General features: G+C 31.7%; 15 protein-coding genes. All 15 read left to right on the forward strand.

Features of this window, described 5'->3' with window-relative positions; genetic code table 11:
• Positions 1 to 179 precede the first annotated feature (179 nt).
• The 15 genes from RHP49_15850 (at position 180) to RHP49_15920 (ending at position 15569) form a co-directional block, all read left to right on the forward strand.
• On the forward strand, positions 180 to 536 hold the full coding sequence (locus RHP49_15850) for a DUF1593 domain-containing protein (GenBank protein ID WNH12351.1): 357 nt from the start codon (positions 180 to 182) through the stop codon (positions 534 to 536).
• Positions 537 to 698: 162 nt separating this feature from the next.
• Complete coding sequence (locus RHP49_15855) at positions 699 to 2129, forward strand: DUF1593 domain-containing protein (GenBank protein WNH12352.1); 1431 nt, start codon at positions 699 to 701, stop codon at positions 2127 to 2129.
• Positions 2130 to 2234: 105 nt separating this feature from the next.
• Positions 2235 to 3608: a glycoside hydrolase family 88 protein gene (locus RHP49_15860; GenBank protein WNH12353.1), complete on the forward strand. Its 1374-nt coding sequence runs from the start codon at positions 2235 to 2237 to the stop codon at positions 3606 to 3608.
• Between the two features lie 18 nt (positions 3609 to 3626).
• Positions 3627 to 4304 carry a response regulator transcription factor gene (locus RHP49_15865; GenBank protein WNH12354.1) on the forward strand — a complete coding sequence of 226 codons (678 nt, stop codon included), beginning with the start codon at positions 3627 to 3629 and terminating at the stop codon, positions 4302 to 4304.
• A gap of 86 nt (positions 4305 to 4390) precedes the next feature.
• Entirely contained in the window at positions 4391 to 5674 is a 1284-nt protein-coding gene (locus tag RHP49_15870) for a HAMP domain-containing sensor histidine kinase (GenBank protein WNH12355.1), read from the forward strand.
• Complete coding sequence (locus tag RHP49_15875; GenBank protein WNH12356.1) at positions 5671 to 6291, forward strand: GDSL-type esterase/lipase family protein; 621 nt, start codon at positions 5671 to 5673, stop codon at positions 6289 to 6291. Before RHP49_15870 ends, RHP49_15875 begins: the two co-directional genes overlap by 4 nt.
• A 198-nt stretch (positions 6292 to 6489) precedes the next feature.
• Positions 6490 to 7305 (forward strand): hypothetical protein, encoded by an 816-nt coding sequence (locus RHP49_15880; protein ID WNH12357.1) that lies wholly within the window; start codon positions 6490 to 6492, stop codon positions 7303 to 7305.
• 11 nt (positions 7306 to 7316) lie between these two features.
• On the forward strand, positions 7317 to 8477 hold the full coding sequence (gene pelA, locus RHP49_15885; GenBank protein ID WNH12358.1) for a pectate lyase: 1161 nt from the start codon (positions 7317 to 7319) through the stop codon (positions 8475 to 8477).
• 18 nt (positions 8478 to 8495) lie between these two features.
• Positions 8496 to 9887 (forward strand): pectate lyase, encoded by a 1392-nt coding sequence (locus tag RHP49_15890; protein ID WNH12359.1) that lies wholly within the window; start codon positions 8496 to 8498, stop codon positions 9885 to 9887.
• An 18-nt stretch (positions 9888 to 9905) separates the two neighbouring features.
• Positions 9906 to 11243 carry a pectate lyase gene (locus RHP49_15895; protein ID WNH12360.1) on the forward strand — a complete coding sequence of 446 codons (1338 nt, stop codon included), beginning with the start codon at positions 9906 to 9908 and terminating at the stop codon, positions 11241 to 11243.
• Between the two features lie 171 nt (positions 11244 to 11414).
• Positions 11415 to 12497, forward strand: coding sequence for a glycine cleavage system aminomethyltransferase GcvT (gcvT, locus tag RHP49_15900; GenBank protein WNH12361.1), 1083 nt, complete (start codon positions 11415 to 11417; stop codon positions 12495 to 12497).
• Between the two features lie 29 nt (positions 12498 to 12526).
• Positions 12527 to 13360, forward strand: a complete 834-nt coding sequence (locus tag RHP49_15905) for a sugar nucleotide-binding protein (protein WNH12362.1) — start codon at positions 12527 to 12529, stop codon at positions 13358 to 13360.
• Positions 13361 to 13416: 56 nt separating this feature from the next.
• On the forward strand, positions 13417 to 13710 hold the full coding sequence (locus tag RHP49_15910) for a 4a-hydroxytetrahydrobiopterin dehydratase (GenBank protein ID WNH12363.1): 294 nt from the start codon (positions 13417 to 13419) through the stop codon (positions 13708 to 13710).
• Positions 13711 to 13808: 98 nt separating this feature from the next.
• Positions 13809 to 14528, forward strand: coding sequence for a YebC/PmpR family DNA-binding transcriptional regulator (locus tag RHP49_15915; GenBank protein ID WNH12364.1), 720 nt, complete (start codon positions 13809 to 13811; stop codon positions 14526 to 14528).
• A 66-nt stretch (positions 14529 to 14594) separates the two neighbouring features.
• Positions 14595 to 15569 carry a Gfo/Idh/MocA family oxidoreductase gene (locus RHP49_15920; GenBank protein ID WNH12365.1) on the forward strand — a complete coding sequence of 325 codons (975 nt, stop codon included), beginning with the start codon at positions 14595 to 14597 and terminating at the stop codon, positions 15567 to 15569.
• The last annotated feature ends 3 nt before the right edge of the window (positions 15570 to 15572 follow it).

A 15572-nucleotide genomic window follows, 5' to 3' on the forward strand; every position in this document is an offset into this window, starting at 1 on the left:
ACCTACCTCTACTTCACTCAAAAGGAAAGTGATAATCGCTTTCAAATATTTACAGTATTTCGTTTTTTTTTCTCTTTATTTTCGTTTACTCTCTTTTTATATCTTAGCAAAACTAAACACATAATAAGTATATTTATTATATGACCATCATGTAATGAGAAGTAAATAAATCAATAAAAATGCCTAGAAAAAAATTAAAAAGAGTAGCTAACATAGTACTTATGGGAGTTTTTTCTGTGATGTTTTTAACACAATGTAGTCATGCTAAACAAAAATCACCAAAACCTAGAATATTAATCAGTACGGATATAGGAGGAACAGATCCTGACGATTTCCAATCTATGATCCATTTATTAATGTATGCCGATCTTTTTAAAATTGAAGGTTTAGTGTCTACTTCTTTTAAAACAGGAACTACACAAGACCTTCTTGATATGATTGCTCTTTATGAAATGGAGATCTCCCCAACCTTGAATTCTTTTTTGGAGAACAACAAGGAGCTAGAACTATTTCAAAACACCGGGAAGCTTTTCTAATGGATTGGGCAAAACGATGGGAATGGCTTAAGAATTGAAATCATGAATTTGAATATTATTTTGCTTTGAAGTTATTAAACATGCTTTCCCATTTGTTTCCAAATTCATATTATTTATTTGAATTAAAACCAACTAAACTTAAATAAACTAAACTTATAAATCATGATGACTAAAACTAATAAAATAGGTCTATTATTTTTATTTATCTTTGGAATATGTATTGTTTCAGCTCAGGAAAAACCTAGGGTTTTTGTTTTAACTGACATTGAAAATGAACCTGATGATGCCATGTCTATGGTTCGGTTTTTAGTCTATGCCAATAATTATGATATTGAAGGATTAGCTGCTACTACATCTGTTCATCAACAACATGAAGTTGCCACATATCGAATCAAAGAAATAGTTGAAGCGTATAGTAAAGTCCGTGATAATTTAGAAAAACATGAATCAGGGTTCCCTACAGGAAATTACTTAAAATCTATAATAACAGAAGGACTTCCAGAATATGGTTTAAAAGCAGTAGGTAAAGGAAAAGATTCTAATGCATCTGAATTATTAATACAATCTATTGATAAAAACGACTCAAGACCATTATGGGTAACTGTTTGGGGAGGACCAAATGTTTTAGCACAAGCACTTTGGAAAGTGAAACAAACTCGATCGGCTAAAGATATTCAGAAATTTGTTTCAAAAATTCGGGTTTATACTATTTCCGATCAAGATGATAGCGGTCCATGGATACGTAAAGAATTCCCAAATTTATTTTACATAGTCAGTCCTGGGTTTAATGCAGGAGGTGGTTATCATCATGCTACTTGGAGTGGCATAAGTGGCGATTTTTTCCATGCACGTTGTGATGGTGCAGACTTTACCATAGTAACAAATGAGTGGTTAGACATAAATATTAGAAAAAAAGGATCTTTAGGAGCCGAATATCCGCGTTGGGATTACCTAATGGAAGGCGATACACCATCATTTTTATCATTAATTAATAACGGATTAAATAATCCTGAGCATCCTGAATGGGGAGGTTGGGGAGGTCGTTATGAACTATATACGCCTCGTTTCAAAAAGTGGCACCTTTATCCTGAAAGCAGACCTATTTACTCTGATGCAGAAGATGAAGTGTTAGGAGAAGATAATCGTTGGCATCTTGGAAATCATGAAACTATTTGGCGTTGGAGAGCGGCTTATCAAAATGATTTTGCTTCTCGAATGGATTGGACAATCAAAGCATACGATAAAGCCAACCATCCTCCTACTGTAAAAATAGATCACGATTTGAATTTGACAGCAAAAATAGGAGACCGAGTTAATTTAAGTGCAAAAGGGTCGAATGATCCTGATGGAGATGCTCTATCTTATAAATGGTTTTATTACAAAGAGGCTGGAACTTTTTCTGTTTCTAGTGCGCGTAGTGGTCAACCCGTTGAGATTCAAAATAACGATCAGCAAGACGCTTGGTTTACTGTACCAACAAAACGATTGGGTGGCGATGGTACAGGAACTATGCACATAATTTTAGCGGTTACAGATCATGGATCACCTCGTTTAACACGTTATCAGAGAATTATTGTTACAATTCAGAAATGATTAAAAAAAAATCCACAACTATGGAGCATAATCAAAATAGGAAGATGCTATACTAATACTTCGAATTCAATAATAATATTATAAAAAATAAGATTAAATTTAAAGATGAAAAAAATAATATACTTATTACTAATCCTTGTTATAATACCATCTGGTATTGTCCTTAATGCACAAGAAAACGAAACTGGTAGAATTCCACAATACGAAATTCCTTATGAATATCCATCGGCAGAAGGTATTAAAGCCGTTTTAAACAGAATGAAGACTTATTACGAATCAACAAGTCCACAAACCATAATTGATGAGAAAACTGGAGAAGAAATCACCGATTTTTCAAAATTCAATCCAAATGCTGTTCCTTCAAGGGGCTTTTCAAGTGAGTGGTCTTACACACACGGCGTTGTTTTGTCTGCATTTAGTTATATAGAAGATGTAACTGGAGATAAAACTTTCTTTTCTGATAATGTGAAATTTTATGACTATGTTCTTAAATATCTACCTTATTTTAAAAAGAATAAAGATAAAATTGAAAAAGTAAAAATTGGTAATTGGGGACGAATTTTAAATTTCCATGCACTAGATGATTGTGGTTCAATTACTGCAGCAATGATTAAAACATATTTAAAAACCAAAAACGATGATTATTTAGAGTTAATTAATCAAACAGCAGATCATATTTCAAATAATCAGTTTCGTTTAGAAGATGGCACTTTAGCTAGAAATAGACCCCAATATAAATCTGTTTGGGCAGATGATATGTATATGAGTGTGCCTTTTTTAACTAATATGGGCGTGCTTACTGGCGATAATAAGTATTTTGATGATGCTGTAAAACAAGTGCTTCAAATGGCAAAACGCTTATACATTCCTGAAAAGGAATTATTCGATCATGGTTGGAATGTAACGTCTGGTGATTACGATCCAAGATTTTACTGGGGTCGCGCTAATGGATGGGTTTTAATGTCTATGGCCGAATTACTTAGTGCATTACCAGAAAACTATCAAGGACGATCTGAAATTTTACATTTATACCGTTCTATGGTACGTTCATTGGCTAACCTCCAAGGAGGTGATGGATTTTGGCATAATCTTTTAGATAAAAATGATACTTATACAGAAACATCATGTACAGCGATGTTTACTTTCGCCATAGCAAAAGGTATTAATGAAGGCTGGATAAGTCATGTTTACGGACCCGTAGCACTAATAGGTTGGAATGCTATCCAAACACGAGTACTTCAAAACGGTGCTGTAGATGGTACTTGTGAAGGCACTACCTTTGCTCACGATAATAGCTATTACTACCATAGAGGAAAAAGTATTTATGCAACACATGGTTACGGACCTACACTTTATGCAGGAGCTGAAATGATTCGCTTATTACAAAATGATAGCATTGAAGTTAAAAAGGCCAGAATTAATTCTCGCAATAGTACGTTCCATTATTTGTTAAAAAGTGAGTGGCCTAAAAAAAATTGAAGCACTATATCTTTAAAAATGAAAATACTAGTAATAGAAGACGAACCTGAAATGAAAGGTTTGATAAAACAATTCCTTGAAGACGAAAATTACGTTGTAGAAGTTGCTGATAATTTTAATTCCGGTTTAGATAAAATTGTATCCTACGATTACGATTGCATTTTATTGGATATTACACTTCCAGACGGAAGTGGACTTGATTTATTACAACAATTAAAAAACTTAAAAAAAGCAGATAGTGTTATTATTATTTCTGCTAAAGATTCTATTGAAGATAAAGTTAAAGGCTTAAACCTTGGAGCTGACGATTATCTTACTAAACCATTTCACCTAACAGAACTCAATGCCAGAATAAAATCTGTTATTCGAAGGAAAAAATCTGATGGACAGACTTTTATCGAATTAGAAAATGTCAAAATTAATATTGAAGAACGCCTAGTTTTAATAGATAATCAATCGGTAGAATTAAATAGAAAAGAATTTGACATTCTTGTTTTCTTCGGAATGAATAAATCTAGAATTGTAAGCAAGTCGGCTATTGCCGAAAATATATGGGGCGATTATATAGACCAATCAAACGATTTTGATTTTATTTATTCTCAAATAAAAAACCTGCGCAAAAAACTCCGCATCCATAGTGCTGAAATTGATATAAATTCAGTCTACGGAATGGGATATAAATTAGTTTATAAATGAAATATTGACATCTAAATATTTAATAAACAGCGAAATAATTAAATAAATGTTACAGATGACCGATAAAAAACAATAGATATAAACAGATGAAACTAATAAACCATACGTTATTAATTCTATCAGTAATTTTATTTACAACAGTTGGTTTATGGGCTTTTCTATTTTATTCGCAGCTATTAAGTCAAATTAAAACAACTATTGATGAAGGGCTTTCAAATCATAAAATTGCAATTATAGATAATTTAAAAGATGATAAAACGATTTCAGAACAACTTGATTTTTTAGACAAAAGCTATATTATAAAAAAGGTAAACGAAGATTATGCACTTCAAGTAAGAGATTCATATAAAGACACATTAATTTTTTCTAGTCTTAAGAATAATAATTATGAAGCGCGTTTACTTACCACAGCTTTCGTTTCTTCGGAAGGAAAATATTATGAGATGAAAGTACTATCTCATGAATTGAATAAAGGAAAATTAATAAAAAAAATTATTACGTCGCTTTTAGGGTTGTTTTTGCTTTTATTTTTAAGTACCGTGTTAATGAATAAGTTTGTATTAAAAAATACATGGAAACCCTTCTATCAATTATTAAACTATTTAAATGATTTTAGGTTAGACAAAAGCGCTTCTCAAAAATTATCAAAAACAAATATCAAGGAATTTGCTTTACTAAATGAATCGGTTCAAAAACTATTAAATACAAATGTGGATATTTTTAATAGCCAAAAACAATTTATTGAAAACGCATCACATGAATTACAAACACCCATAGCTATTGGTATTAATAAACTTGAATTATTTGCTGAAAACCCAGATTTATCACCTGAACAATTGAAGAAAATAGGCAATATTATTGAATCATTTCAACGATTATCAGGGTTGAACAAATCCTTATTATTACTTTCTAAGATAGAAAATAAACAATTCATTTCTAAAGAATTATTAAGTTTTAATGAATTATTAAGCAGAATAAAACAAGATTTTTTAGATTATTCAGAATTTCAAAAAATTAAAATAACTTACCTACAAGAAGGCCATTGGGAATTTAAAATGAATAAAGACCTTGCTGAATTACTTATTGTGAACCTCATAAAAAATGCCATTATTCATAATAAAGAAAAGGAAGGAAAAGTTGTAATTAGATTAAGTTCATCGTATTTCACTATTGAAAATACAAGTGATAATCCATCAATAGATGTAAATAGATTATTTCAACGATTTAACAAAAACTCAAATAGTAAAAGTTCAACAGGCTTAGGATTAGCTATTGTTAAAGCTATTGCTGATGCGTCCGATTTATCGGTTACTTATTCATACAATAATAACAAACATATTTTTAAAGTAAACAGTATAACTAACAAATGAAAATAATAAAACTTATTCTACTTTTTTTAATTACAACAAACACTCTTTTTGCCCAAATTAAAGTTAGCTGTGTTGGTAATAGTATTACTGAAGGTTGGAATGGCAACCCTTCGTATGTTCCAATACTTCAAAAATTACTTGGTGCAAATTATATTGTGAAAAATAATGGAAAAAGTGGCGCAACGATTTTAAATAAAGGCAATAAACCTTATTGTAAACAAGAAGCCTTTTTACGAGCGCTAAATGATAATGCGGATATTATAACCATTTTGCTTGGGACTAATGATACTAAATCTCAAAATTGGGATAAGTATAGTAGTGATTTCAAATCAGATTACGTGGCATTAATTGATACATTACAATCAACAAATAGAAATGCTAAAATATTTCTAGTTATCCCAGTTCCTGCATGTAGAGGTAATTTTGGAATAAGAAACGACATTTTAAATTTAGAAATTCCAATAATTAAGCAAATAGCAAAAGAAAAAGGATTGCCTATTATTGATGCTAATACACCATTGCTTGAATCTTGTAACTATTTTAATGATGGTGTTCATCCAAATGCTGAAGGTGCAAATGCCATTGCTCTGTTATTATATCAAAGTATAACCAAATAAATTTATTGGGTTAGTTTTACTTTTAACATATACTTCTATATGCTTTCCCATTTGTTTCCAAATTTATGTTATTCATTTGTATGTAGTTATAGTATGTTATAGGAAGAAAATGAAACGTTAACAACTAAATATTGATAACTAGGGTAATGATTAAATGAATACTAAAAGTGGCCCTTTAAAAACAATAAATATAAACACATGAAACAAATAATAGTAATAATTGTATTTGTTCTTTTCACAAAAAGCACTTTCTCACAAAATATAGATCAAAGCAAAGTACCAGCAGTAGTATTAAATGCTTTTCAATTAATATATCCAAATGCAAATGATGTTCATTGGGAAAAAGAAGATCAAAATTACCAGATTAAATATAAAGTCAATAGCAAGCCTCATATTTTAAAAATGGACTACAAAGGATATGTTTTTCAGCACTTACAGGATTTATATGCTAGTGAGATACCTCCGGTAGTTTTAAATACGATTCAACCAAGAATTACCTATTTTGATATAGAAGACGCAGATAAATACGAAAAAGATAATAGAATTACATACGAAATCAAATTTAAGATTGATGGAAAACACCATTACTTCTGGGTAAACGAAAAAGGAAAATTATTAAAGTATAGAAAAGAATTAAAAGATAGTGAGGTTCCTTTATCTATCATGAATAGTATTAAAAGTAAATATGGAAACATAGATATTGATTATTCTAAATATGTTGAAGAAAGGGGTGAAATAATATACATTGTTCGAGGTGAAATTAATGACAACGACCATAATTTTAGATTTGATGATAAAGGGAATATTGTTAAACTAGTTGTGAATATTAAAAATTCAGAGATTCCAGATTCTATTATTAAAACTTTAACTACTTCCTATAAAGATTATGAAATTCGAGATACTGATCTCATTGATGAAAAGGGGGAAACAATTTATATCCTTAGAATTAAAAAATCAAAAGACCAGGTTTATGTAACCTTTAATGCTAACGGAAAAATACTGGAAGTAAAATAATCCATTATAAAATGCAAATAAAAAAAATCATATCTGTTACGATATTAACCCTAACAATAACTATTGGCTTTACTCAAAACAAAGTCCCCAACTACCTCAATAAAAAATGGAATTATGTGGCAAAAAATATGCCATCAGATTGGTATGGGTCCAATGAAGCAAAATTGGTTGCAGAACATGTATTACTTACTCAAAAAGACATTGGAGGATGGGAGAAAAACAAACCATATCATCATAGTTTTTCAGAATTAGAAAGGGAAGAATATATTAAAAACAAATCTAAAAAAGGAGGAACATTTGATAATGGATCAACTATTACCGAGCTATTTTTTTTAGCAAAAGTATATTTACAAATACCCGATGAGCGATATAAACAAGCTTTTGAAAAAGGAGTAAATTATATTTTTATTGCACAATATGAAAATGGCGGATGGCCGCAATATTTCCCTATTAAAGATGCCGAAGATGAAATTCTTTTAGATAACACAGAGCCCTATTCAATGCATATTACATATAATGATAATGCGATGGTTAACACCATGAAGTTTTTAAAAAGTATATTTAATAACAGCCAAGTGTTCGATGCTTTAAAAATAGACAAAGTCATAAAAGAAAAGGCTAAAAAAGCATTTAAAAAAGGGATTGAATGTATTCTCAATACTCAAATAATTGTTGATGGAAAACGCACAGTATGGTGTGCACAACATGATGCAAAAACACTGGCACCTGCTAATGCTAGAAGCTATGAACTAGCATCGTTTAGTGGAGCAGAATCAGTAGACATTGTATTATTATTAATGGAAGAAAAAAAGCCGTCAAAGGAAATTATTGCATCTGTAAACGGTGCTGTAAATTGGTTTAAAAATCACAAAATTGAAGGATTAAAAATAGAAAGAGAAATTCAAGAAGATGGAAAGCGTAACAGAATTGTTGTTAAGGATAAAAATGCACCAACCTTATGGGCTCGTTTTTACGATTTAGATACTGAAATGCCTTATTTCTGTGACCGTGATGGTATAAAGAAAAAAACATTAGCTGAAATAGGTTACAATCGCAGAAATGGATATAGTTGGTATACCAATAAGCCTCAAGTAGCATTAGATAAGCATCAAGAATGGCTGTTACAAACAATATGCTATTCAGATGTTCTAGACTATTTAATTTCAAACTAACACTTATAATTTTATTATATGAATAAACTTATTTTATACATACTGATAGCTTTATTGTTTTTTGGTAAATCTTGGTCTCAACAGCTAGCATTTCCTACTGCTGAAGGTTATGGAAAATATACCGTTGGAGGACGCGGCGGTAAGGTCTTTGAAGTGACTAATTTAAATGATTCTGGTGAAGGAAGTTTAAGAGCTGCAGTTGAAGCATCAGGACCTAGAACTGTTGTCTTTAGAGTATCAGGAACTATCGTGCTTGAAAAACCGTTAACAATTAAAAATCCATATATCACTATTGCAGGTCAAACAGCTCCAGGCGACGGTATTTGCTTAAGAAAATGGCCATTGATAATTGGGACTAACAATGTTATTATTCGATATATAAGAGTACGTTTTGGAAATGAATCAGGTTCGGATGCCGATGCCATTTCAAGTAGATATACTAAAAACTTGATTCTAGACCATGTTTCAGCGAGTTGGAGTGTAGATGAAACCATGTCCATTTATCATTGTGAAAATGTAACAGTACAATGGTGCATCATTTCAGAAAGTTTGTATAACTCTAATCACATAAAAGGAATTCACGGATTTGGCGGTATTTGGGGATCTAATTATAGTAGCTACCACCACAATTTAATAGCAAATCATTCCAGTAGAAATGTGCGTTTTGCCTCAGGTTCCGGCAATACCGACTATAGAAATAATGTTATTTACAATTGGGGCTATCAAAGTGCTTATGGCGGAGAAAACCAACAAAAAGGTAATGATAAATTTAATTTTTCTAATATTAATATGGTTGCTAATTATTATAAACCTGGACCTGCAACGCAACCAGGAAATGTATCCTATCGAATAGTAAATCCGTCTCGTCGTGATGTGGTAACTGATTACGGAAAATGGTTTGTAGCAGATAATTTTATGGAAGGAAATCCAAATGTTTCTACCAATAACTGGAATGATGGTGTGCAACCTCAAGACGGTGATTCAGATTTGGAAAGAGTAAAAGCAAATCAACCATGGCCTGCCATGGCTATCAAGCAACATACCGCAAAAGAAGCTTATAATTTAGTACTCGAAAATGCGGGAGCAACGCTTCCAAAACGTGATTCGGTTGATACTCGAATAATTAGTGATGCTAAAAGTGGTATGGCCACTTTTGAAGGTCCTACTTATAGAAAAACCAAGAAAATGAAAGACATATCTAAAAAGAGCGGTATTATTGATACACCTAACGATGTTGGAGGATGGCCAAAATTAAAAAGTGCCCCAGCTCCAATAGATACAGACCATGATGGTATGCCAGACAAATGGGAAAATAAAAATGAATTGAATCCAAAAAATGCAGATGACAGAAATAATTTAGGCAAAGATGGATACACCATGTTAGAAATATATCTGAATAGTATAAATTAAAAACTAAATTAGGTTCTTATGAAAAAATACATTTTTACCATACTAGCATGTGCACTATTTTTAACGGCTGCTAGGTCTCAACAACTCGCATTTCCTACAGCAGAAGGTTTTGGCGCCTACTCTAAAGGAGGTCGTGGAGGTCAGGTGCTTTATGTCAATAATCTTGATGACGAAGGAAAAGGAAGTTTACGTTGGGCTATAGAGCATGAAGGCCCTCGTACAATAGTGTTTTCAATTTCTGGAACCATTGAACTCAAAAGTCGATTAGATATTAAAAACCCTTACTTAACTATTGCTGGTCAAACGGCTCCTGGTGATGGTATTTGTTTAAAAGGTGAAACACTGAAAATTTTAACGCATGATATCATCATCCGTTACATACGTGTGCGCTTAGGTGATGGGAAACATGGTGAAGGCAGCAAACAAGGTAAAGATGGTATCGATTTATCTTTAGGTGAAAATATTATAGTAGATCACTGTTCTGCTAGTTGGAGTTTAGATGAAGTGTTATCTACTTCATCCTATAGACCAACTTTAACTAAAGTTACGGTCCAATGGTGTTTTATTACAGAAGCTTTAAATGTTGATGGTCATGGTTTCGGATCTTTAATTCGTGGTACAGGAGGTGCAAAATACAGTTATTTACATAATTTGTATGCTCATAATCAAGGGAGAAATCCACGTCCAGGAAATTACAATTCTAACCCATACACTAAAGACCCTGAGGGTTTACTTCTTGATTTTACAAACAATGTATTATATAATTGGGGTGGTGGTCATGCAGGATATAATGCCGATTCTATAAGCGTTACGCGCCTAAATTATGTAAATAACTATCTTATTGAAGGTAAGGATTCTAGACAAACAGGTATTGCATATTCTACAGGTTCTCCGTATAATAAATCATATTTTTCTGGAAATTATTACAATAACCAACTTCCAGAAAACCCATGGAATCTTGTTAAATTTAAGAGTAGTTGGACAGAAAAAAACATTCAAGATTATAAACAAACAAAACCTTTTGAAACTGCAACTGTGAAAATAGAAGATGCAAAAATAGCATATCAACGGGTTTTAAAAGAAGGTGGTGCCATTTTACCAAACCGAGATGCAGTTGATAAACGCATTGTAAATCATGTAAAAAAGCGAACAGGTCAAATTATAAAAAGTCAAGAAGATATTGGAGGCTGGCCAGAATTAAAAAGTACCCCTGCTCCTATTGATTCAGATAACGATGGTATGCCCGATTTATGGGAAAAGAAAAATAAACTAAATCCTAAAAAGGCAAATGATAGAAATAAATTATCTCCTGATGGCTATACCATGTTAGAAGTTTATTTAAACACTATAAAATAAAAAGTATTACACATTCTAAATATAAATTTTTATATAAATTTTTTGAATCAAGATATACGCACAAAAACACACAACTAATAACGCCCTTTTTTTATTCTTTTAACTTTTCGTAAAAACGGTCATCTATATTTTTTCAATACATTTGCTTTTCAAATTTTGAATACGTTTTAAATGAAAAATACGGCTTTAACAAAAACACATCAAGCTCTTGGAGCTAAAATGGTACCCTTTGCAGGTTATAATATGCCTGTTCAATATGAAGGTGTAAATATTGAGCATGAAACAGTGCGTAAAGCTGTTGGTGTGTTTGATGTTTCACACATGGGAGAATTTTTAATAGAAGGCGAACATGCCTTAGATTTAATTCAAAAGGTATCAAGTAACGATGCTACAAAATTAACCATTGGAAAAGCACAATATAGCTGTATGCCAAATAATAACGGTGGTATAGTTGATGATTTAATTATTTACAAGATAAAAGAAAACACCTATTTATTAGTTGTAAATGCTAGTAATATTGAAAAAGATTGGAATTGGATTCAATCTAAAAATGATGTCGGTGCTACCATGCGCGATTTAAGTGAAGACTATTCATTGCTTGCTATTCAAGGGCCTAAAGCTATTGAAGCCATGCAAAGTTTAACAAGTCATGATTTAGCTGCTATTAAATTTTATAATTTTATAATTGGTGAGTTTGCAGGCATTGAAAATGTAATCATTTCGGCAACTGGCTACACAGGAAGTGGCGGATTTGAAATTTATTGTAAAAACAGTGAAGTGAAGCAAATTTGGGATAAAGTATTTAAAGCTGGAGCAGATTTTGGTATTAAGCCTATTGGTTTAGCTGCTCGTGATACTTTACGATTAGAAATGGGGTATTGTCTTTATGGTAATGATATCGACGATACCACTTCTCCTATTGAAGCTGGTTTAGGATGGATTACAAAATTTACAAAAGATTTTACAAATTCAGAAGCCTTAAAAAATCAAAAAGATCACGGTGTAGAACGTAAACTTATTGCTTTCGAAATTGACGGTCGTGGTATTCCACGCCATGGATATGATATAGTTGATGGCAACGGAAATAAAATTGGAGAAGTCACCTCAGGCACCATGTCTCCTAGTTTAGGTAAAGGTATTGGCTTAGGGTATGTTCCAACAATTTTTGCTGATGTGAATACCAAAATTAATATTCAAATACGTAAAAACGCTATTCCTGCAACGGTTATAAAATTGCCTTTTTATAAAGAATAAATAATTCTTTTTTTAATGTAAATGGATTAATGAGAAAGAAAAAAGAGAGCAAACATAGAATATTAATATTAGGTGCCAGCGGATTTTTAGGTGGTGCTATCTACAAAGAACTCTGCTCCTATTTCAGGACTTTTGGTACGTATAATATTTCAAATAAATCACTAGAAAAAAACAAGCATTTTTTTCAGTATAACATTGAAGAAGATGATATTTATGAAATTCTAGATATTGTAAAACCAACCATTATCATTTCATCACTTCGAGGCGATTTTGCAGCACAATTTATTGCACATAAGCACCTCGCTGAATATGTGTTTTCTACTAAAATTAAAATTTTATTTTTATCATCAGCCAATGTATTTGATGCGTATAGCAAATACCCGAGTTATGAACTAGATAAAACATATAGTAATAGCATTTATGGGCATTTCAAAATAAAAATTGAGAATATGCTTTTACGCCTACCCAAAAAACAAGTTGCTATTTTAAGATTGCCCATGGTGTTTGGTGCACAATCACCAAGGGTTTTAGAAATTAATCAGAATATAAAAGAAAAAATACCAGTAGAAGTATTTCCAAATTTAATAATGAACGCTACTAACGATAGTAAGCTAACTCAACAAATTCACTATATTATTAATAGAAATAGAACAGGTATTTTTCATTTAGGTTCTACCGATTTGGTGCATCATGACGATTTTATTAAAGAGATAATCAAATCTTTAGAATTAAAAAATGCTATATATAAACAAGTGTTTACGACTAATGACGACAGATATTTAGCTGTAATACCAAAATATAATTTACTTCCAAAAAACTTGCAGTTATTAAGTCAAGAAATATTAACAGAACTGGAAATATAAGATTTCAAATGATTAAATTGGTGAAAATTTTTGAACCAAAAAAAACATCCTTAATTATGAGTAAATTATCTGAAGAAGATATAGAGAAAAAACTTTTACAATTTCCAGATTGGGATTATTATGACAATGCCATTCATGCTGAATTTGAATTTGAAAATTTTAAAGACTGTTTTAGCGCTATGAGCCGTATTGCATTTGAATGTGAAGCTTTAAATCACCATCCAGATTGGTCTAATGTTTATAATGTACTTACTATCTCATTATCAACTCATGATGCTAAAGGAGTTACAAATAAAGATTTTAAATTAGCTGAAGCAATTGAAAATATTGTAGAACCTGATGAGGAATAATTTGCAATTAAGGACTAGGTTTTTAACTTTGTAGAAATAATCAAAAATTAGTTTAATTTAATAAGATTCCTGCCTTTTCAGGAATGACAAGATAAATTATGGGAAGAGCTTTTGAATTTAGAAAAGCACGTAAAATGAAGCGTTGGTCTGCTATGAGCAAAGCCTTTACTCGCATTGGTAAAGATATTGTAATGGCCGTAAAAGAAGGTGGTCCAGATCCAGCAAGTAATTCACGTTTAAGAGCTGTTATACAAAATGCTAAGGCTGTAAATATGCCTAAAGACAATGTAGAACGCGCCATTAAAAAAGCAAGTGATAAAAGTCAAGGTGATTATAAAGAAGTCGTTTTTGAAGGTTACGCACCTCATGGTATTGCTGTTTTAGTGGAGACTGCAACCGATAATAATACACGAACTGTGGCCAATGTACGTAGCTATTTTAACAAATGTGATGGTAGTTTAGGAACCTCTGGCTCTGTCGTGTTTATGTTCGATCATACTTGTAATTTTAGAATAAATGCTGAGGGCTTAGACCCCGAAGAGTTAGAATTAGAATTTATCGATTTTGGTGCCGAAGAAGTTTTTGCAGATGATGATGGTATATTAATTTATGCGCCTTTTGAAAGTTTTGGAGCCATTCAAGCTGAGTTAGAAAGTCGTGAAATTGAAATTTTATCTTCTGGGTTTGAACGTATTCCTCAAGTTACAAAACAATTAACGGCAGACGAAGTTGCTGATGTTGAGAAGCTATTGGAAAAACTTGAAGAAGACGATGATGTACAGTCAGTATATCACACTATGGAAGAAACGGCAGAGTAAATAGAAAAATGCATCATTTATAAAAAGAGCTATTAAGCTCTTTTTAATTTTTAATATAATTTATTTATGAAAACTATCAATTGGGGAATTATTGGATGTGGAGATGTTACTGAAGTAAAAAGTGGTCCTGCTTATAAATTAACAGAAGGCTTTAATATTACAGCTGTCATGCGACGTGATATAGAAAAACTAAAAGACTATGCAAAGCGTCATAATATTGAAACTATTTACACAGACGCCGATGCCCTAATTAATGATAAAACTATTGATGCTGTTTATATAGCAACACCACCAGATACTCATAAATTGTATGCGCTTAAAGTAGCAGAAGCTGGAAAAATTTGTTGTATTGAAAAACCTATGACACCAAATTATACTGATAGTTTGGAGGTTTATAATGCATTTAAAGAAAAGGAAATCCCCCTTTTTGTTGCTTACTACCGTCGTTCATTACCAAGATTTACCAAAATTAAAGACTGGTTAGAAAATAATTATATTGGAGAGGTTAGACATATAAATTGGAACTTTAGTAAACCTGCTAGTGACATTGATAAATTAGGAGAATACAATTGGCGAACAGATATCGAAATTGCTCCTGGAGGCTATTTTGACGATTTAGCAAGTCATGGCTTTGACTTATTCGCATACCTGCTTGGTAACATAAATACGGCAAAGGGGATTAGTTTAAATCAACAAAAAAATTATACGGCAAAAGATGCCATAACAGCATGTTGGCTACATGACACAAACACTACAGGTTCCGCTTTTTGGAACTTTGACTGTGACGTTCATTTGGATGATGTGGTTATTTATGGAAGTGAAGGGCAAATCAAGTTTTCAATTTTCCATGAAAATCCTATTATACTAGAAAGTAGGTCTAAAAACGAAGAACTATTTATTGAGCACCCAAAGCATATTCAAATACACCATGTTGAAGGTATGAGAGATATGCTGATACATAAAGATTATACGCATCCATCTCTAGGAGAATCAGCACTTCATGCCAATTGGGTTATGGATAAAGTATTAGGAATTATTTAGAAA

This window comes from Flavobacteriaceae bacterium HL-DH10 (assembly GCA_031826515.1).
Taxonomy (GTDB): domain Bacteria; phylum Bacteroidota; class Bacteroidia; order Flavobacteriales; family Flavobacteriaceae; genus Thalassobellus; species Thalassobellus suaedae.

Bases quoted from the DNA above. Each gene is read 5' to 3' on its own strand.
- RHP49_15850 (WNH12351.1), top strand. From the start codon at position 180: ATGCCTAGAAAAAAATTAAAAAGAGTAGCTAACATAGTACTTATGGGA.
- RHP49_15855 (WNH12352.1), top strand. From the start codon at position 699: ATGATGACTAAAACTAATAAAATAGGTCTATTATTTTTATTTATCTTT.
- RHP49_15860 (WNH12353.1), top strand. From the start codon at position 2,235: ATGAAAAAAATAATATACTTATTACTAATCCTTGTTATAATACCATCT.
- RHP49_15865 (WNH12354.1), top strand. From the start codon at position 3,627: ATGAAAATACTAGTAATAGAAGACGAACCTGAAATGAAAGGTTTGATA.
- RHP49_15870 (WNH12355.1), top strand. From the start codon at position 4,391: ATGAAACTAATAAACCATACGTTATTAATTCTATCAGTAATTTTATTT.
- RHP49_15875 (WNH12356.1), top strand. From the start codon at position 5,671: ATGAAAATAATAAAACTTATTCTACTTTTTTTAATTACAACAAACACT.
- RHP49_15880 (WNH12357.1), top strand. From the start codon at position 6,490: ATGAAACAAATAATAGTAATAATTGTATTTGTTCTTTTCACAAAAAGC.
- pelA (WNH12358.1), top strand. From the start codon at position 7,317: ATGCAAATAAAAAAAATCATATCTGTTACGATATTAACCCTAACAATA.
- RHP49_15890 (WNH12359.1), top strand. From the start codon at position 8,496: ATGAATAAACTTATTTTATACATACTGATAGCTTTATTGTTTTTTGGT.
- RHP49_15895 (WNH12360.1), top strand. From the start codon at position 9,906: ATGAAAAAATACATTTTTACCATACTAGCATGTGCACTATTTTTAACG.
- gcvT (WNH12361.1), top strand. From the start codon at position 11,415: ATGAAAAATACGGCTTTAACAAAAACACATCAAGCTCTTGGAGCTAAA.
- RHP49_15905 (WNH12362.1), top strand. From the start codon at position 12,527: ATGAGAAAGAAAAAAGAGAGCAAACATAGAATATTAATATTAGGTGCC.
- RHP49_15910 (WNH12363.1), top strand. From the start codon at position 13,417: ATGAGTAAATTATCTGAAGAAGATATAGAGAAAAAACTTTTACAATTT.
- RHP49_15915 (WNH12364.1), top strand. From the start codon at position 13,809: ATGGGAAGAGCTTTTGAATTTAGAAAAGCACGTAAAATGAAGCGTTGG.
- RHP49_15920 (WNH12365.1), top strand. From the start codon at position 14,595: ATGAAAACTATCAATTGGGGAATTATTGGATGTGGAGATGTTACTGAA.